The sequence below is a fragment of the Paraburkholderia phymatum genome, assembly GCF_040965635.1.
Taxonomy (GTDB): Bacteria; Pseudomonadota; Gammaproteobacteria; order Burkholderiales; family Burkholderiaceae; genus Paraburkholderia; species Paraburkholderia phymatum_B.
Genome location: NZ_JBFRCH010000003.1, coordinates 419,340 through 437,708, shown reverse-complemented (window position 1 = coordinate 437,708; position 18,369 = coordinate 419,340). Strand labels below are relative to the sequence as shown.

Sequence of the window (18,369 nt, the reverse complement as noted above, 5' to 3'; positions counted from 1 at the left end):
CTGGCACGAACAAGTTGGCCGGCAGGTTTCCTGACTAGCAGTTCATCATCCACGCCGGCCTTCCCGGTGACACCAGTGGCGCAAATTGGCGCGGACTCGCTGCATACAGTTGCGGGGGCAGTCACGACGACGTGTTCCCTCTTAGGCCCCGAAAGGCACCGGCGAGCGGGTATTATGCCTTTTTTCGAACAGCACAACGATGCCGCGGCCCTTGAATCGGGCTCGCCACGGCGTTTTCTGCAATCCGATGAGGAAAGATGCATGCCGGCCTGGCTGACCGTAGTGGGAATGGGCGATGACGGTTTTGCCGGTCTGGGAAAGGCGGCGCGGCGCGCGCTGATCGACGCGTCGGTGATCTACGGCGGCGAGCGCCATCTGGCGATGCTGCCCGTTTGCCTGTCCGCCCGGCGCGAACCGTGGCCGCGTCCGTTCGATATCGAAGCCGTGCTCGCGCAGCGTAACGCGTACGAGGCGCACGATGCGCGCGTATGCGTGCTCGCGAGCGGCGATCCGATGTTCTATGGCGTCGGCGCGACGCTCGCGCGCCATCTTCCCGCCGATGAATTGCGCGTGCTGCCTGCGCCGTCGTCCGTGTCGCTGGCTGCCGCGCGGCTGGGCTGGGCGCTGCAGGACGTCGCGACGGTATCGCTCGTCGGGCGGCCGCTCGCCGCGCTGCACGTGCATCTTCACGATGGCGCGCGCGTGTTCGTGCTGAGCGCCGATGGCGCGACGCCCGCCGCCGTCGCCGCGCGGCTCGCCGAGCGCGGCTTCGGCGCGACGCGCATGATCGTGCTGGAGCATCTGGGCAGCGCGTCCGAACGTCTGATCGACGCACGCGCGGCGTCGTGGCAAATGAGTGAAACGGCGGCGCTGAACGTCATCGCGCTCGAATGCCGGCGCGACGCGTCGGCGCCTGGGCTTGCGCTCACGCCCGGATTGCCCGACGACGCCTATCGCCACGACGGGCAGCTGACCAAGCGCGATATTCGCGCGCTGACGCTCGGCCGGCTCGCGCCCGCGCCCGGCGAATTGCTATGGGACGTCGGCGCGGGCTGCGGCTCGATCGGCATCGAATGGATGCGCGCGCACCCGACGTGCCGTGCGATCGCGATCGAAGCGAACAGCGAGCGTCAGCGCTTCATCGAGCACAATCGCGATGCGCTCGGCGTGCCGGCACTTCAGTTGATCGCGGGCAGCGCGCCCGATGCGTTGCAGGGCCTGCCCGAACCGGACGCGATCTTCATCGGCGGCGGCGTGACGGCCGATGGCGTGCTCGACACCTGCTGGCGCGCGCTGAAGAGCGGCGGTCGACTGGTCGCGAACGCTGTCACGCTCGAAGGCGAAGCTGCGCTCGCCGCGTGGCGAGCGCAGCACGGCGGCACGCTCACGCGCATTGCGCTCACGGAGGCGCAACCGCTCGGCGGCTTCGAGACGTGGCGTCCCGCGCTTCCCATCACGCTACTCGACACCCGCAAACCGTGATGCGCGACGAGACACCCGAACAACCCGCGCCGCTGCGCAGCGGCTACACGACGGGAAGCTGCGCGACGGCGACCTCGCTGGCGGCGGCGCGCCTGCTCCTTGCCGGCATCGCCAGCGACGTCGCGGAGATCGTCTTGCCGAAAGGCCAGCATGTGCCGATGACGCTCGTGTTCTGCCGCCTGACGGAAGACGGCGCGGAGGCAGGCACCGTGAAGGACGCGGGCGATGATCCCGACGTCACGCACGGCGCCGTCGTGTTCGCGCGCGTGCGTTTGAGCGACACGCCGGGCGTGCGCTTTCATGCGGCGCCGGGCGTCGGCACGGTGACGCGCGCGGGCCTCACGCTGCCTGTCGGCGAGCCGGCGATCAACCCGGTGCCGCGCCAGATGATGACCGCTCATCTCACCGATCTCGCCGCCGAGCACGGCTACGCGGGCGGCTTCGAAGTGGCGATCGGCGTCGAGAACGGCGAGGCGCTCGCGCAAAAGACGATGAACCCGCGCCTTGGCATCGTCGGCGGGCTGTCGATACTCGGCACGACGGGCATCGTGCGGCCGTTCTCGTGCTCGGCGTATATCGCGTCGATTCATCAGGGCATCGACGTTGCTCGCGCGAATGGCTACCAGCACATTGCCGCATGCACGGGCAACGCGAGCGAAGACGCGATGCGCGCGTACTACCAGTTGCCCGATATCGCGCTGATCGAAATGGGCGACTTCGCGGGCGCGGTGTTGAAGCATCTGAAGCGCGCGCCCGTCGACACGCTCAGCATGTGCGGCGGCTTCGGCAAGCTGAGCAAGCTGGCGGCGGGGCATCTCGATCTGCACAGCCGCAACTCGAGCATCGACTTGCCGCAGCTCGCCGCGTGGTCGGCGGAGCACGATGCCGGCGACGACGCGTTGCAGGCGGCCATCGTCGGCGCGAATACGAGCCAGGAGGCGCTCGCAATGGCGCTCAAGAAGGGCGTGCCGCTCGGCGATATCGTGTGCGCGCGTGCGCGCGACGTCGCGCGCGAGATCGTGCCCGCGACGGTCGCCGTCGAGATGTTCGCAATCGACCGCAAGGGCAACATCGTCGGAGCGGCGCGATGAAGCGCGTGCTCTTGCTCGGCGGAACGGGCGACGCGTTGCAGATCGCGCGTCAGCTCGGGCCGCAGCATGTCTATAGCCTCGCGGGGCTCGGACGCGTGCCCGAAGGCCTCGCGTGCGCGGTGCGCGTCGGCGGATATGGCGGAAGCGTTGGTCTCGCGCGCTTTATCGTCGATGAAGGCATCGGCCTCGTGATCGACGCGACGCATCCGTACGCCGCGCGGATCAGCGCGAACGCGGCTGCTGCATGCCGTCAGACCCATGTGCCGCGCTGGGCGTTGCGCCGCGCGGGATGGACGCCGCAAGCGGGCGACGACTGGCGCATGGTCGACGACTGGAACGGGATCGTCGACGCGGTCCGCCCGTTCAAACGCGTGCTGTTCACATCGGGCCGCGAGCCGCTCGCGCATCTCGACGAGATTCCCGTGCATCAGTTCTGGCTCGTGCGTTGCCTCGACGCGCATCCGGCCAACGAGCGCGCGCGCATCATCGATGCGCGCGGCCCGTTCGATATCGACGGCGAGCGCGCGTTGTTCGCGCTGAACGCAATCGACGCGCTCGTGACCAAGAACAGCGGCGGCGACGCGACGCGCGCAAAGCTCGACGTCGCGCGCGAGCGGAAAGTGCCCGTCGTCATGACGCGGCGTCCGTTGCTGCCCGAAGTTGGCGGCGAGTCCGATCGCGAATTCGACAGCCCGCAGCAGGTGCTGCGCGCGTTGAACGAACCAGAGGGAGTGCAGTGAAATGACGGTGTTTTTTATTGGCGCTGGGCCTGGCGATCCCGAGCTGATCACGGTGAAAGGGCAGCGCCTCGTGCGCACATGCCCGGTGATCCTGTACGCGGGTTCGCTCGTGCCGCAAGCCGTATTGAGCGGCAACGTCGCCGAAAAAGTGGTGAACACGGCCGACCTCGATCTCGACGCGATCGTCGCGCTGCTCGCCGAGGCTCACGCGAAAGGCCAGGACGTCGCGCGCGTGCATTCCGGCGATCCTTCGCTGTATGGCGCAATCGGCGAACAGATCCGGCGCCTGCGCACGCTCGGCATTCCGTATGAGATCGTGCCGGGCGTCACGGCGACGGCTGCGTGCGCGGCGGCGCTCGGCGTCGAACTGACATTGCCCGACGTATCGCAGACGCTGATTCTCACGCGCTACGCGCGCAAGACGTCGATGCCCGAAGGCGAGCAACTGGGCGATCTCGCGCGGCATCGCGCGTCGATGGCGATTCATCTCGGCGTGCGTCATCTCGCGCGCATCGTCGACGAGCTGACGCCGCATTACGGCAGCGATTGCCCCGTCGCGGTGATCTATCGCGCGAGCTGGCCGGACGAGGAAAAGGTGACGGGCACGCTCGCCGATATCGTCGCGAAGGTGCAGGCGACGGATATCGAACGAACGGCGCTGATACTCGTCGGCCGCGTGCTCGATGCCGAGCATTTCGCGGAATCGACGCTGTATTCGAAGGAAGGCTGAATCGTGCATCGGGCCTGACGTGCGCCTGCATCGGCACGCGTCAGGCCCGGCAACATCAGTGCGCGTGCGACCGCTCCGCTTGCGGCTGCGGCTGCGTCAGTGCGCTGACGATCGCGAGCACGATCACGTTCAGGGCCAGCGCGATGAAGCCGATGTTGACGTCCTTCAGCGCATCGGGCAGGAACGGCATCATCTGGCCGACGCTCATGTGGAAAAGCGTGGTCACGGCGACCACGGCCACGCCGACCACGATCCCGCAGAACGCGCCTTGCTTCGTCGCGCGATTGCGCGGCGCGATGCTGCAGACTACAGCCGGGAACAGTTGCGTGACGAAGTTGTAGCCCATCAGCAGCAACGCGACGATCGTCTCGCCTCCGTGCAGCGTGAACAGCACGGCGACGAGCGCGACGACGGGCACGAAGATCCGCGCGAGCTTCGTGACCTTTTCATCCGGCGCGTTGCGATGCACGAGACCGCGATAGACGTCGTTGGCGAGCAATGTCGAGGCCGTCGTCAGGATCATCGAGCCGGGCACGAGCGCCGTCAGCACGCCCGCCGCGCCGATCACGCCGACGAACCACGGATCGAACGTCTGCAGCGACAGCTTGAAGAGCGACAGGTCGATGTCGCCGCCCTTGAGCCCTGGCACCTTCAGCGCGGCCGCGAAGCCGACGAAGAACACGAACAGCAGGATCAGCTGATAGAGCGGCAGCACCATCGCGTTGCGGCGGAAGATGCGCTCGTCCTTCGCGGTGAACACCGAGCCGAACGTATGCGGCCACATGAAGAAGCCCAGCGCCGTGAGCAGCACGGTCGACTGGAACCATGTGACGCTCGAGCCTTTCTCGGGGAACGTGAGGAAGCCGGGACGCGCGGCGTCGATTGCATGGAACATCTGGCCGAGCCCGCCGTAGTAGTGCAGCGGCAGATAGATGCCGAGGAACAGCACGATCGCGAGAATCAGCAGGTCCTTCGCGACCGAGTTCCACGCGGAGCCGCGCACGCCCGACACGGTCACGTAGATCGTGACGACGGCCGCGCCGATCCAGATCGCCACCGACGATGAGATCGCGCCATACGAAGCCGTCGACACGATGATGCCGAGCCCCTTGAGCTGCAGCACGAGATAAGGGATTAGCGCGGCGACGTCGACGATCGCGACCAGCACGCCGAGCCCATGACTGTCGTACTTGCGCGTGAAGAAGTGCGGCTGCGACACGAGCCGGTGCGCCTTCGCGAAACGCCACACGGGCGGCAGCATCCAGTACGACAGCACATACGCGAGCGTGCCGTACGCGAGGATGTAGTAGACGGGCGCGCCCTTGCCATATGCGAAGCCGCTTCCGCCGAGGAACGTGAACGTCGTGTAGATCTCGCCCGCCATCAGCAGGAACACGAACGCGGTGCCGAAGCTGCGGCCGCCGACCGTCCATTGTTCGAGGCTCATGTCGTGTCCGTGCCGCGCACGGATGCCGAGATAGAGCGCAAAGAGCGTGATCGCGGCGATGATGACGAGTGCGCTGCTCATGAACGCACCTCCTCGTCGGCGGACGTATGCCGGTTGGCGGGATCGAGCCGGTAGATGATGGCCATGATGAGCGAGCTCAGCACGACCCACGCGACGATCCATGCAAGCACGAGCGGCATGCCGAGCACGAGCGGCTCGACGCGGTTGACGAACGGAACGCCGAGCAGGATGCCGATGAACGGCAGCACGGCGAGCAGACGAAATGACATGGGACAACTCCTCGGATGTGATGGAGGTGGTCGATGCGAACGTCTTTTCATGAAGCAATGACTGAGGTGCCGCGCACCGACTGTATGCCCTTCACGGTATTCCGGTAAAGGGTGTCAAAAATGTGCAGGTCAATTGAAAGGGAGATGCGCAAACGCAATGCCCGCGTGGCTTGCGTATCGTACGGCATGCATCTCCGCGGTGCTGCATTGCATGAAAATCGCGCATGGGCCGCATGCAATTTTCATTGCATTAAAACAGTCTGCGCTGCAAGCTGCGCGGTGGCGCGACGCAAAAAACACAACCACAATCGAGCGGGTCATACATGATTTCAAGCCTGGTTTCGGAGATTCTGTTTGGCTTTACGGGGTTGATCAGCATCATCAATCCCATCGCGATTGCATTCGTGTTTGTCGATCGTACCGATTCGCTGACAGAAAGCGAACGCGCCGCGCTCGCGAGGCGCGTCGCGATCAATGCGTTCGTCGTGCTGCTCGTCGTGTTCTTCGTCGGCACGCCGATCCTGCATTTCTTCGGCATCTCGATGGAGGCGTTGCGTATTGGCGGCGGACTTGCCGTCGCAGTCAGCGCGTGGAATATGCTCAATGCACCGGAGAAGCAGCCGAACGAGGCAGCCGTGAAACCCGTCGATCCCGACAACGCGATGTCGAAGGCTTTCTTTCCGTTGACGGTGCCGCTGACCACGGGTCCCGGCACGATGGCGACGGCGATCGCGCTGAACGCGAACCGCAGCCACAAGCTGTCGGAGTTCCTGATGTCGTCGATTGCGTCCGTGACGATTTCGTTTCTGATCATGCTCGCGATCTGGTTCACCTATAACCACGCGACGACCTTCGCCCGTTACCTCGGCAAGGAAGGGACGAAAGTCGCGTTGCGCGTGTCGGCGTTTCTGCTGCTGTGCATCGGCGTGCAGATCATCCTGACGGGGCTGTCCGAGTTTCTCGCGCCGCTCGCGCGCATGAACAACTGACTGCAACCGAGTGCAGCTGATTGCAGTGAACGGGGCGGGCACGGCAGCCGGCCCGTCGTGAGAGCCGCTTCAAGCGGGCGCGCGCGAAGGCGTTTTCATCGAGGAGACCGATCATGTGCCGCTGGCTGGCTTATAGAGGCAACCCGATACAGCTCGAAGCCGTGCTGTTCAGGGCGAAGCATTCGCTGATCGATCAGAGTCTTCATTCGCGCTTCGGACACACGACGACCAACGGCGACGGCTTCGGCGTCGGCTGGTACGGCTCGCCCGCCGAACTGCCGTTCCGTTACCGATGCGCACAGCCCGCGTGGAGCGATCGCAACCTGCGCGACACCGCGCGCGCGGTGCACGCGCCGATGTTCGTCGCGCATATCCGCGCGGCCACGGATACCCCATCGCAGGAAACCAACTGCCATCCGTTCCGCCACGGGCGATGGCTCTTCGTGCACAACGGCCTCGTGCGCGACTACCCGAAAGTGCGGCGCGACCTGATGCTCGGCATCGATCCCGATCTGTTCGCGTCGATCGAAGGTTCGACCGATTCCGAAGTCATGTTCTTGCTCGCGCTGACCTTCGGCCTCGAAATCGAACCCGTACGGGCGCTGGAGCGCATGGCGCGTTTCGTCGAAGAGACGGGGCAGCGGCATGGCGTCGAAGCGCCGTTGAACATGACCGTCTGCGCGACCGACGGCGAGCAGATCGTCGCCGCGCGCTATTCGAGCGAGCGGCAGTCGCGCTCGCTCTATCACAGCACGTCGATCCGTCATCTGATGGAGCTGTATCCCGACGATCCGCGCCTCGCAGCCGTTGGCCGCGACGCGTTTCTCGTACTGTCGGAACCGCTCGTCGATCTGGAAGGCTTATGGGAGGAAGTGCCCGAATCGGTTGCGATTGTCGCGAAGCTCGGCCGGATCGAAGGGCGTATCTTCAATCCGTATCGCGCGTAACGCCCGTCGCTGTGACTGAGGTGCAATTAGGGGTAAACCCGGATGCGTGGTGGGCATCGGTCTGCCGTTGTCGCGTGAGGGAGTGCAACCATGAGTCGTCAAGTGACTGCAGACATAGCGACTGACAAGCCATCCGAATGCACTCGCTACGCGCCGGACCTGGCCGCCGGCGTGCTCGCGTCGGAGCAGACCGTGTTGCGTCTTCTGACGCGCAGCACGCCGCTGCCCGAACTGCTGGCGGAAGTGTGCCGGCGCGCGGAGACCTTGCTTGGCGTTGGCGCCTCCTGCTCGATTCTCGTGCTCGACAGCGACGGCGTGACCGTGCGCGTCGGCGCGGCGCCGTCGCTGCCGGCGCAATTCAGCGCGTCGATCGACGGCGCGGTGATCGGCCCGGCCACGGGCTCGTGCGGCACGGCGATGTTCGAGCGGCGTCTCGTGATCGTCGACGACATCGAGCACGATCCGCTGTGGGCCAACTTCCGCCATCTCGCGCTGCCGTTCGGCTTGCGCGCGTGCTGGTCGATCCCGTTCGAAGACGACGCGGGCCATGTGCTCGGCGCCTTCGGCGTCTACTACCGCGACGTGCGGCGTCCCAACGAAAGCGAACAGGAACTGCTGAGCGAGATCGGCCACAGTGTCGGCCTCGCCGTGCATCAGGACGCGATACGCAAGCGGCTCGCGCAGAGCGAAGAGCATCACCGGCTCGTCGTCGATCACCTGAACGAAGGCATCGTCGTGCAGTCACGCGAAGGGATCGTGCTCGCGTGCAATCCAAGCGCGCGGCGCATGCTGCGCACGACGGACGACGTGATCGGGCAGGGCATCTATACGGTGATGCGCGCCGCGTTCTGGGAGGACGGCTCGCACGTCGAGCCCGGCGAGCGGCCGACGGAGCGCGTGCTGCGCTCCGGCAAGCCGCTCGTCGGCGTGACGCTGCGGCTCGAGCTGACATGCGGCGAAACGATCTGGGTCACGGAGAACCTCGTGCCCATCGTGAAGCCGGGCGAGACCGAGCCAGGCGCCGTGCTCATCTCGTTCAACGACATCAGCGCCGTGCGGGCCGCGCGCGCGCAATTGCAACAGCTTGCCACGCGCGATGCGCTGACGGGACTGTATAACCGCGCGTATCTCGCGGACAAGATGAGCGAGCGTCTCACGCCGCGCGAGATTGGCTTAGGCCCGTCGACTGCGTCCGATGATTACGTGCCTGAGCAGGCCGTGCCTGGACCGGCCGCGCCTGAGCGGGCCGCGCCTGGACCGGCCGCGCCTGAGCCGGCCGTGCCTGGACCGGCCATGCCTGATCAGGCCGCATCGAAACTAGCCGTGCTGTTCGTCGATCTCGACGGCTTCAAGAAGGTCAACGACATCGCCGGCCACGAAGCGGGCGACGCGCTGCTGCGCAGCGTCGCCGAGCGGCTGTCGGCCTGCGTGCGCAGCGAGGACACGCTCGCGCGCGTCGGCGGCGACGAGTTCGTGATCGTGACGGGCGACTATGCCGACGCGTCCTTCCTGACGTCGCTCGCGCAGCGCGTGCTCGATACGATCGCGCAACCGTTCGCGGTCGGCGGCAACGAGTACTACCTGGGCGCGTCGATCGGCATCAGCCTCTTTCCCGACGACGGATGCGATGCGCCGACGCTGATGCGCAACGCCGATTCCGCGATGTACGACGCGAAGCAGCGCGGGCGTAACAACTTCCAGTTCTTCACGGCCGAGCTGAGCCAACGCCTGCAGCGGCGCTTCGCGATCGAGCAGTCGTTGCGGCGCGCGCTGCTCGCGGACGAATTGAGCCTCGCGTATCAGCCGATCGTCGAAGGGGCGACGGGGCGCATCGTCGGCGCCGAGGCGCTGCTGCGCTGGCACAACGGCGAACTGGGCAACGTGTCGCCCGCCGAATTCATCCCCGTCGCCGAGGACACGGGGCTCATCGTCGACATTGGCCGCTGGGTGCTGGAGAACGCGTGCAGGCAGGCTGTCGAGTGGCGCGGCACGCTGATTCCGCATCTGATGATCGCGGTGAACCTGTCGCCACGCCAGATCAGCGGCGAGCTGATCGACCACGTCGGCTCGAGCCTGGAGCGAGCGGGGCTCGACCCGTCGGCGCTCGAACTGGAAATCACGGAGGGCGTGCTGATGAGCGACACCGACACCGTTATGCCGCTGCTGTCGGCACTCGCGCGGATGGGCGTGCGCATTTCCGTCGACGATTTCGGCACCGGCTATTCGTCGCTGTCGTATTTGAAGCGCTTTCCGCTGCATAGCCTGAAGGTGGATCGGTCGTTCGTCGCGGGCCTGCCCGCTCATCGCGATGCCGTGGCGATCACGCATGCCGTCGTCGCGATGGCGCACTCGCTCGGCATGAACGTGACAGCGGAAGGCGTCGAGACTTACGAGCAGGCGGCGTTCTTGCGCTCGATCGGATGCGAGCGGCAGCAGGGATATCTGTTCGGAAGGCCTGCGGCGGCGGGCGAGTTCGCACGCGAAGCGCAGCGTTTGCGAGTGGAGATCTGACGGGCGCGGCGCTTGCGCCGCTGATGAAACAGCCGGTTCAGGTGTCGTGTCGCGCGGCGTCTGGTGCTCAAGTGCTCAAGTGCGCGACGTCAACAGCTTGAGGCCCGCGAGTCCGAATACGATGGCGAGCCCGCCGTCGAGCCAGCGGCGGATCGACAGATAGACGCGCCGCGCCAACGGCGTCGAGAACAGCGCCGCGTAGCTGCCGAACACGAGCACGCCGATCGCGAGACATCCGGCGACCGTCGTCAGCATGTGCGGTGCGCCGCCGTGCGTCGGCGATGCGAGCGCGACGACGGAGATCCACACGAGGATCGCCTTCGGGTTCGTCAGATGCAGCAGCACGCCGCGCGTATAGAGCCGGCGCAGCGACAGATCCGCGTTCGGCATCTGTGTTCTGGTTGCAGTGGATTGCAGCGCCGAGCGGCCCGACTTGAACGCGAGCCACAGCAGGTAGCATCCGCCGAAAATCTTCAGCCCGACCATCAGGCCCGAAAACGCGAGCAGCGCCGCCGACAGGCCGAGCGCGGCCAGCATCGCCCAGAAGCACGACCCGCAGACGACGCCCGCCGCGAAGGCGAATGCGGCCTTGCGTCCGTCCGTCGTCGCGATCGACATGATGGCCAGATTGCTCGGCCCAGGGCTCGCAGTGCCGACGAAGTACGCGGAATAGGCAAACAGCAGGTTCGCGGAGACGTTCGCGGAAAGAAGCGGAATGCTGGTCATGAGCGCGCCGTGGGTGAAGGATCGGGTGATTGTCTGAGGTCCGGGCCGCGCGGGGAATAGACAGTTCGACGGATGCAGGGCAAGCCAGAAGAACGGGTTGCGCCGGACGGTTCTGCACAGTCGGCGCGCGATTCACGCTCTTCAGGCACTCGATCCGCTTGGGCCGCCGCGCAAAGCGTTCGCAAGCTCCGGCCAGCAGCGCTGCGCGATCCGTTTGTGATACGCCATCAGCGCCGGATGCTTCGCGATGAAATCGCGTACCGGGCTGTCGAATGCATGGATGGCCGTCGTGTGAATCCACGCGAAGCATGTCGCGTCGATCGTCGTGGCTTCGTCGCCGAGCATGTACGGCTGATCGCCGAGCAGGTCCGCGATGGCCTGCCACGCGTCGATGCCCATTCGCACGATTTCGTCATAGCTATGCCGTGCTATCCCCTGTTCCCACACCTGGCGCAGCACCTTGCGGCGAATGACAGGGATCACGACGGGCGCCACCGTGCCGATCAGCACACGCGCGGACGGCGGCGCGGTCAGCCGCGCGTATTCGATCAGATATGGCCGGTAGATGGCCATGTTGCTGTCGACGGCCCAGCGCAAATAGACGATCACGAAATACAGATGCGTCTCCAGCAGCGCCTTGATCGCCGCCGATTGCGCGCGCTGCAGGCGATCGAGCCGCGCGTCGCTGAGCGCATCCGGGTGACGTCGTTGCAGATAGTCGATGATCGCCGACGAGTCGCTGACCGTCACGCCGTCGATCACCGCGACGGGCAGCTTTTTCTTCGGCATCGCGTTGAGATTGCCGATCCGTCCTTCATACGGAATGCCAGAGAATCTCAGCCACGTTTCGAGCTTCACGACAAACGGGCTGAGATCAGGTGGCATTGCGCCTGAACCGTCTCCGAACTTATACACGATCATGAGCTTCCCCTCGTGCCATCGTGGTTGCGAATGACGATGCTTCGCCGTTGCGGCTTCTGCGCCGCGCATCGCGGCAACGGCAATCGTACAGGGACGCGGACACGCGGTGGGACGCTCGAAGCCGGCATCTGATTCATGCGCGTCGCTTGAGCGCGAGCCGTGCCAACGGGCGCCGCGCATTGTTGCCTTCAGCCGAACAGAGATTCCCTGTGCATGCGATTGATGTCTTGCGCCCGCTTCATAGAATCGATATCAAGGACGCCGTTATTGCGGCCACAGGCGATTGAGGATGCAAGCGGATACGGAGGCTCACATGGACATCATCGACGTAGCGCGGCAAGCGGGAATGACCGTCGTGCTCGAAGCGAGAATCGGGCGGCAGGAATATCACAGCGTGCATGGATCGCTCGCTGCGTTGCTGGATTTCGCCGAGCGGGTGAGGGCGATCGAGGAAGAAGACGAAGCGCTCGGGCAGGACTGAAAATGAAGGAGCCGTCGGGGCGCGACGGCTCTTTTTGCTTATTGCGTGGTCTCCAGCGCCGATCGGACGATCAGCCGTTGAACAACTCGACGAGGCAGACGATCATCGTGTACAGCCCGATGCAGCCGCCCAACGCGACCGCACCTTGCATAAAACCGCCCAGATTCCGCATGTAGCGCTCCTTGGTTTTGACAGGTGGCGCTAGTCTAAATCGAAAGAAAAAAGAAAGGTAAAGGAAAGTTAGTGCGTCGCGTATCGATTAGATGCGCCACGAACTTGTACGATGACGTATCTCAGAAGGGCGTGGGCGTCATCCTTTCGCTTTCTGGCCGATCTCATGGTTCGCCATGATTTCGAGCGCGCGCACCATGCCCGAGTGATCCCACGCCTTGCCGCCATGCGCCGCGCACGCGTTGAACAGCATCTGACACGCCGACGTAGCCGGTAAGGGCACACCGAGCGCCTGCCCCGTCGACAGCGCCAGATTGAGATCCTTCTGATGCAACTCGATCCGGAAACCCGGATCGAACGTGCGCTTCGTCATCCTCTCGCCGTGCACTTCAAGAATGCGCGACGACGCAAAGCCGCCCATCAGCGCTGTCCGAACCTTTTCCGCATCGACGCCTGCCTTCGACGCCAGCAGCAGCGCTTCGCCGACCGCTTCGATCGTCGCCGCGACGATCACCTGGTTCGCGACCTTGCACACCTGGCCCGCGCCGACTTCGCCGATCAGCGAGATGTTCTTGCCCATCATGTCGAGCAGCGGCTTGACCTTGTCGAAGGTGGCTTGCGAGCCGCCCACCATGATCGTCAGCGACGCGGCCTTCGCGCCGACTTCGCCGCCCGACACGGGTGCGTCGAGGTAATCCGCGCCTTTCTCGCGCACGCGCGCCGCGAAACCACGCGTGGCCATCGGCGAAATCGAGCTCATGTCGACGACGATCTGCCCCGCGCGCAGGCTGTCCGCGACGCCGTTCTGGCCGAACAACACGCGTTCGACGTCGGGCGTGTCGGGCACCATGATGAAGACCACGTCGGCTTGCGCGGTGACATCGGCGGCGCTGTCGCAAGCGACGACGCCCGCCTGCTTCAGTTCGCCGGGCACGCCGCTGCGCGTGTAGGCGGCGAGCGCGACGTTGTGCTTGCGCAGGTTTTCCGCCATCGGACGGCCCATGATGCCGAGTCCGATAAAGCCGGCCTTGAGTGTCTGAGACATGACGTCCTCCGGATTCGTTGTTCGGGCAATGTGCGCCTTCAGCTTAGCGAGCGCCGCGCGAAATGCCTATGGAACGGTGTTGCCGTCACGTCTTGCCCGCGATTCTTCTGAGCGTCATCGCGCGCGTTCCATGTTCGCGTGAACGCGTAAAAGAACAATCTGATGTTCGAATGAACATCATGAGGGAGTTCGAATGCACTTGTTCTTTCACAACACACTTGCACAGCAGTATGCGAAACAGCCATCTGAAGTGACTTTCCGGCGAGTCATTCGCTATACTGCATCGTTTTCCCTGGTATCCTGCGGCCTGCCAAGTAGTACGATGACGGATGATAAATGCAGATCCAATGTTCGAATTCGCGCATCGAATCGCAACCAGGACCGGCGGTCCCAGATTCCGGTTTGAACAGGAGGCACAGTTGAAAACAATCGTTGGCCTGCGCTGGTGGATCATCGCGCTCGTGTGCGCGGAGACCATCGTGGGGCCGTCGCAGTTCGTCGGGATGGCCGGCATCCGACACGCGTTCTGACGGCGTCGATTTTGGCGCGGCAATCGTTTGCGCCATTTGGTTTGCGCCATTTGTCCAGCCGGGCGTCGCGATATTGCGACGGCCCGGCTTTTGTTTGTCCGCGTACCGGGTGAGCGCGGTAGACTGCTGCGCGCAGCGGCGCGCCTGGGACTTGGGCTTCACGCACTGATGCGCAACGACGTTTCCGGCCAATTGCATAAAACCCTGTATGGATATACAGTATCGGGATGCGATCGATGAGGAGCGTGCGTCGTGGATATGCGCGTGAACAAGCCCTCCGGCCATCCAATGCCGGAGATCGCGGCTTTTGTCGCGGCCTTGAAGTCGGCATTCGGCGAACGGGAAATCGATGAAGCGATCCGTCGCGGCAAGGCTGGCGAGCCCACGTTTTACGCATGCGAGAACGGCCGGTCGGTGGGAACGGCGAGTTCGTCGATGGGCGCGGGCCTGGCGCGCGAACATCCCCACGCGGTGGAAAACGATGCCCGGTAAGACACGCGCGAGGCAAGGAGATAAGGCAATGAACGCAGGTCGTCATCTCTTACCCGGAATGACAGCCGGAGTGGTCGCGCTGCTTATGGCTTCAGCGGCGCACGCGGAAAAGTACGTCGAGATCTGGAACCCGCCGGAGGCGCGCGGTCATTCCGCTCCGGCACCAAAGCACGTCCGCCCGCACACGCAAACGGCGCCGCGGCTCGCGCGAAAGATCACCGAGCCGGGCAGCGCGCATCCGGATCAGGGCGCTTCATCGGTGGTGTCGTCGAAGAAGGCGCCGAATCGCAGCATTCCCCGCAAGATCGGTCCCGACGGCAACGTGTTCCGCGTCTGAGGCAAGCGGGAAAGCGGCTGATGTTTGCGTCCCGCGAGCGCCGCTGTTTCGAGCCGCTGTCTTGTGCCCGCATCGTGCGCCGCTGTTTTCAGCGTGTGTATTGCTAAACTCCACGGCCGCGCGGCATCGTCACTGCGTCAGATGCCAGCAGTACGAGCGGCATCGGCAGCACCCACTGCGCACACGGCGTATCGTCGAGTCAGCTTCCAACCGAAGCATCTGCTGCCGTAGCCCACATTCATCGCCGCCGCATCACGCAACATGAGCGTCTTCACTCGCCGTATCGCGCATCTCGACATGGACGCGTTTTACGCATCCGTCGAACTGCTGCGCTATCCGGAGTTGCGCGGCAAGCCGGTGGTGATCGGCGGAGGGCGCAACGCGACGCCGGAAACGCTGCCCGACGGCACGCATCGCTTCGCGCGGCTGCGCGACTATGCGGGGCGCGGTGTTGTCACTACGTCGACTTACGAGGCGCGCGCGTTCGGCGTCTTTTCGGCGATGGGCATGATGAAGGCTGCGCAACTCGCGCCGGACGCGGTTCTGCTGCCCACCGACTTCGATTCGTACCGCCATTACTCACGCCTTTTCAAGGCGGAAGTGGCGAAGTTCACGACGCGTATCGAAGATCGCGGCATCGATGAGATCTATATCGAACTGACGGACGTCCCCGGCGACGCCGCCGACATCGGCACGCGCATCAAGCAGGCCGTGCGCGATGCGACGGGCCTCACATGCTCGATTTGCGTCGCGCCGAACAAGCTGCTGGCAAAAATCGGCTCCGAGCTGGACAAGCCCGACGGCCTCACGATCCTGACGCCCGCCGACATCCCCTCGCGCATCTGGCCGCTGGCAGCGCGCAAGATCAATGGCATCGGCCCGAAGGCGAGCGAGCGGCTGGCCGCGCTCGGCATCCATACGGTCGGCGATCTGGCGCATGCGGCGCCAGACCTGCTGCAGGCCAACTTCGGACTCAGGTACGCGACGTGGCTGACGCACGTCGCGCAGGGCATCGACGAGCGTCCCGTCGTCGTCGAATCCGAGCCGAAGTCGATGAGCCGCGAGACGACGTTCGAACGCGATCTGCATCCGCGTCACGATCGCCCGGCGCTGTCGGAGTCCTTCACACGCCTGTGCGTGCGCGTCGCCGAAGATTTGCAGCGCAAGGGCTATGTCGGGCATACGGTCGGCATCAAGCTGCGTTTCGACGATTTTTCGACCGTCACGCGCGATCTGACGATTCCCGTCGCAACGTCGGATGCAGCGGCGATCCGGCGCGCGGCCACGGAATGCCTGAAGCGCGTCGCGTTGACGCGCAAGCTGCGATTGCTGGGCGTGCGGGTGAGCGGGCTGTCGCATGCGGGCGAACGCGCGCAGCCGTTGCCCGTGCAGGGCGAGTTGCCTTTTACTGCGTGAGGCGATTGCGCGGCGCCTGCTGGCGTACGCGTGAGCGGGGCTATCCACGGCTTTTCGACGAACGTGTCGTCGACGCGCTGGCACCCCCTCGGCCATCTCTTCCGACAACCGCGCGAAGCCATCGGCGCGACCGTGAAAGCCGCGTTTATTGACCTTTCCGAACCACTCGGCGAGCCGCCACGCGTCCGTCACCGCAATGTCACGAAGCCCCGCTAAGTTCGAAACGCACCCGATCCAAAGCTTTCTGCAACTGTCTTGCATGGGACCAGTAAGGCATGGGACGGCAGTAGGCATCGAAGCGCCGGCTCTGGATCGACTGCTCTGCATGGGACCAGGCACTAAAGTGCCGACTCCCGTTGACACGCCAACTCTGGATCGGCAGCTTTGCATGGGCGGGAGTAGGTGCTCTGCTTGGGACCGGAGTAAGTGCTCTGCATGGGGCCGGAGTAAGTGCTCTGCATGGGGCCGGAGTAAGTGCTAAAGCACTGACTCCCGCCGACAGCTAAAGCACTAACTCCCGCCGACAGCTAAATCGCCGACTCTGGATCAACATCAGGAGGTAACCATGAAACTCGCATTCCTCGCCGTGGCCGGCCTGATCGGCGCGCTGTCCAGTTCCTTCGCGCGGGCGGCCGACATCACGGGCGCCGGCAGCACATTCGCGGCGCCCATCTACACGAAATGGGCCGACGCGTATCAGAAGACGGGCGGCGCACGCATCAATTACCAGGGCATCGGCTCGTCGGGCGGGATCAAGCAGGTGCTCGCGAAAACCGTCGACTTCGCCGGCTCCGATGCGCCGCTCAAGGACGACGAACTGGCCAAGGACGGCCTGTTCCAGTTTCCGACCGTCGTCGGCGGCGTGGTGCCCGTGGTCAACTTGCCCGGCGTGAAGCCGGGTTCGCTGGTGCTGTCGGGTCCCGTGCTGGGCGACATCTACCTCGGCAAGATCAAGAAGTGGAACGACCCGGCCATCGCGGCGCTCAATTCGGGCACAAAGCTGCCGGATACCGATGTCGCCGTCGTGCGCCGCGCGGACGGTTCCGGCACGAGCTTCATCTGGACGCACTATCTGTCGCAGGTGAATCCGGAGTGGAAGAGCAAGGTCGGCGAAGGCACGACGGTCAACTGGCCGACGGGCACGGGCGGCAAAGGCAACGACGGCGTCGCGGCATTCGTGCAGCGTCTGCCGGGCTCGATCGGCTATGTCGAATGGGCGTACGCGAAGCAGAACAAGATGACGTACACGTCGCTGAAGAACTCATCGGGCGCCGTCGTCGAGCCGAAGGCGGAAACGTTCAAGGCGGCCGCCGCGGGTGCCGAGTGGTCGAAGTCGTTCTACCAGATCCTCACGAACGAGCCGGGCAAGGAAGCGTGGCCCGTCGTCGGCGCGACGTTCGTGCTGCTGCATTCGTCTCAGGACAAGCCGGACCACGGCAAGGAAACGCTCAAGTTCTTCGACTGGGCGTTCAAGAACGGCAACCAGACCGCGCAGGAACTCGACTACATCACGCTGCCGGATGCCGTCGTGTCCGAAATCCGCACGCAGTGGAAGGCGAAGGTGAAGGACGCTTCCGGCAAGCCCATCGCCAATTGATCAGAATGCACGCATAAAAACGGACCGGCGTGCAAAAACGCCGGCCGTCACCGAACAGTAACGGGGCGTTGTGATAATGCGAATCCTGGCCCGAAAGCGGGCACGAGGCGCGGCCCCCGTCGTTCGGGACGCAGCGCATCGGCCTGCATTTCCTTGAAAGAGCCAGAGACGTATCAATGACGATTCCCATGCTGACGACACACCGAGGCTATCGTTTGCAGGCCAGCGCCGCCATGGGCGACGACGGCATGCACGCAGCCGATCTGATCATCGAAAAGCCGGGGCTGCCGCCCCGCACGTTCAACGCGCTCGACTACTTCTACGACGGCGAACAGGCACTCAAATACGCGACTGCCTGGGGCCGCATCTGGGTCGACATGAAAGGCTGATGGAAGGCTCCGAGGGAAGGCCTGTCGACAACTGCTG

18 protein-coding genes and 1 riboswitch are annotated in these 18,369 nt (G+C 64.6%); of the genes, 13 read left to right on the top strand and 5 right to left on the bottom strand.

Features of this window, described 5'->3' with window-relative positions; translation table 11 throughout:
* Nucleotides 1-3: 3 nt before the first annotated feature.
* A riboswitch (cobalamin riboswitch) is annotated at nucleotides 4-178 on the bottom strand.
* Between the two features lie 83 nt (nucleotides 179-261).
* Genes cbiE through cobM form a run of 4 tightly spaced genes read left to right on the top strand, consistent with a single transcriptional unit; the run spans nucleotide 262 to nucleotide 4,043 of the window.
* The gene (cbiE, locus tag AB4Y32_RS08585; RefSeq protein WP_368720902.1) at nucleotides 262-1,482 is read left to right on the top strand and encodes a precorrin-6y C5,15-methyltransferase (decarboxylating) subunit CbiE; all 1,221 of its coding nucleotides are present in this window, start codon (nucleotides 262-264) and stop codon (nucleotides 1,480-1,482) included.
* Complete coding sequence (locus AB4Y32_RS08580) at nucleotides 1,482-2,573, top strand: cobalt-precorrin-5B (C(1))-methyltransferase (RefSeq protein WP_368720901.1); 1,092 nt, start codon at nucleotides 1,482-1,484, stop codon at nucleotides 2,571-2,573. The genes cbiE and AB4Y32_RS08580 overlap by 1 nt, the downstream gene beginning before the upstream one ends.
* Nucleotides 2,570-3,313 carry a cobalt-precorrin-6A reductase gene (locus tag AB4Y32_RS08575; protein WP_368720900.1) on the top strand — a complete coding sequence of 248 codons (744 nt, stop codon included), beginning with the start codon at nucleotides 2,570-2,572 and terminating at the stop codon, nucleotides 3,311-3,313. Before AB4Y32_RS08580 ends, AB4Y32_RS08575 begins: the two co-directional genes overlap by 4 nt.
* A 1-nt stretch (nucleotide 3,314) precedes the next feature.
* A complete protein-coding gene (gene cobM, locus AB4Y32_RS08570) occupies nucleotides 3,315-4,043 on the top strand; it encodes a precorrin-4 C(11)-methyltransferase (RefSeq protein ID WP_368720899.1) in 729 nt (242 codons plus the stop codon).
* A 55-nt stretch (nucleotides 4,044-4,098) separates the two neighbouring features.
* Here cobM and AB4Y32_RS08565 read toward each other — a convergent pair whose 3' ends face one another.
* Nucleotides 4,099-5,571: a sodium:solute symporter gene (locus tag AB4Y32_RS08565; protein WP_368720898.1), complete on the bottom strand. Its 1,473-nt coding sequence runs from the start codon at nucleotides 5,569-5,571 to the stop codon at nucleotides 4,099-4,101.
* On the bottom strand, nucleotides 5,568-5,780 hold the full coding sequence (locus AB4Y32_RS08560) for a DUF3311 domain-containing protein (protein ID WP_368720897.1): 213 nt from the start codon (nucleotides 5,778-5,780) through the stop codon (nucleotides 5,568-5,570). Before AB4Y32_RS08560 ends, AB4Y32_RS08565 begins: the two co-directional genes overlap by 4 nt.
* A gap of 323 nt (nucleotides 5,781-6,103) precedes the next feature.
* Here AB4Y32_RS08560 and AB4Y32_RS08555 point away from each other — a divergent pair, with 323 nt between their 5' ends.
* From AB4Y32_RS08555 to AB4Y32_RS08545, 3 genes are all read left to right on the top strand, one after another.
* Complete coding sequence (locus AB4Y32_RS08555) at nucleotides 6,104-6,769, top strand: MarC family protein (protein WP_368720896.1); 666 nt, start codon at nucleotides 6,104-6,106, stop codon at nucleotides 6,767-6,769.
* 113 nt (nucleotides 6,770-6,882) lie between these two features.
* A complete protein-coding gene (locus AB4Y32_RS08550) occupies nucleotides 6,883-7,716 on the top strand; it encodes a class II glutamine amidotransferase (protein ID WP_368720895.1) in 834 nt (277 codons plus the stop codon).
* Nucleotides 7,717-7,806: 90 nt separating this feature from the next.
* Nucleotides 7,807-10,227: a putative bifunctional diguanylate cyclase/phosphodiesterase gene (locus AB4Y32_RS08545; RefSeq protein WP_368720894.1), complete on the top strand. Its 2,421-nt coding sequence runs from the start codon at nucleotides 7,807-7,809 to the stop codon at nucleotides 10,225-10,227.
* Nucleotides 10,228-10,302: 75 nt separating this feature from the next.
* On the opposite strand, the gene AB4Y32_RS08540 is transcribed toward AB4Y32_RS08545, so the two are convergent.
* A complete protein-coding gene (locus tag AB4Y32_RS08540; RefSeq protein WP_368720893.1) occupies nucleotides 10,303-10,953 on the bottom strand; it encodes a LysE family translocator in 651 nt (216 codons plus the stop codon).
* Nucleotides 10,954-11,094: 141 nt separating this feature from the next.
* Entirely contained in the window at nucleotides 11,095-11,838 is a 744-nt protein-coding gene (locus AB4Y32_RS08535; protein ID WP_368720892.1) for a glutathione S-transferase family protein, read from the bottom strand.
* 349 nt (nucleotides 11,839-12,187) lie between these two features.
* Between AB4Y32_RS08535 and AB4Y32_RS08530 the strand changes: the two genes are divergently transcribed.
* Complete coding sequence (locus AB4Y32_RS08530; protein ID WP_368720891.1) at nucleotides 12,188-12,355, top strand: hypothetical protein; 168 nt, start codon at nucleotides 12,188-12,190, stop codon at nucleotides 12,353-12,355.
* A gap of 310 nt (nucleotides 12,356-12,665) precedes the next feature.
* On the opposite strand, the gene AB4Y32_RS08525 is transcribed toward AB4Y32_RS08530, so the two are convergent.
* Entirely contained in the window at nucleotides 12,666-13,571 is a 906-nt protein-coding gene (locus tag AB4Y32_RS08525) for a 2-hydroxy-3-oxopropionate reductase (protein ID WP_368720890.1), read from the bottom strand.
* Between the two features lie 782 nt (nucleotides 13,572-14,353).
* Between AB4Y32_RS08525 and AB4Y32_RS08520 the strand changes: the two genes are divergently transcribed.
* The 5 genes from AB4Y32_RS08520 (at nucleotide 14,354) to AB4Y32_RS08500 (ending at nucleotide 18,332) form a co-directional block, all read left to right on the top strand.
* Nucleotides 14,354-14,593: a hypothetical protein gene (locus AB4Y32_RS08520; RefSeq protein WP_368720889.1), complete on the top strand. Its 240-nt coding sequence runs from the start codon at nucleotides 14,354-14,356 to the stop codon at nucleotides 14,591-14,593.
* A 28-nt stretch (nucleotides 14,594-14,621) separates the two neighbouring features.
* A complete protein-coding gene (locus AB4Y32_RS08515) occupies nucleotides 14,622-14,930 on the top strand; it encodes a hypothetical protein (protein WP_368720888.1) in 309 nt (102 codons plus the stop codon).
* A gap of 261 nt (nucleotides 14,931-15,191) precedes the next feature.
* Nucleotides 15,192-16,346: a DNA polymerase IV gene (gene dinB, locus AB4Y32_RS08510; RefSeq protein ID WP_368720887.1), complete on the top strand. Its 1,155-nt coding sequence runs from the start codon at nucleotides 15,192-15,194 to the stop codon at nucleotides 16,344-16,346.
* Between the two features lie 565 nt (nucleotides 16,347-16,911).
* Nucleotides 16,912-17,943: a phosphate ABC transporter substrate-binding protein PstS gene (gene pstS / locus AB4Y32_RS08505; RefSeq protein ID WP_368720886.1), complete on the top strand. Its 1,032-nt coding sequence runs from the start codon at nucleotides 16,912-16,914 to the stop codon at nucleotides 17,941-17,943.
* 188 nt (nucleotides 17,944-18,131) lie between these two features.
* The gene (locus AB4Y32_RS08500; RefSeq protein WP_368720885.1) at nucleotides 18,132-18,332 is read left to right on the top strand and encodes a hypothetical protein; all 201 of its coding nucleotides are present in this window, start codon (nucleotides 18,132-18,134) and stop codon (nucleotides 18,330-18,332) included.
* Nucleotides 18,333-18,369: the final 37 nt, after the last annotated feature.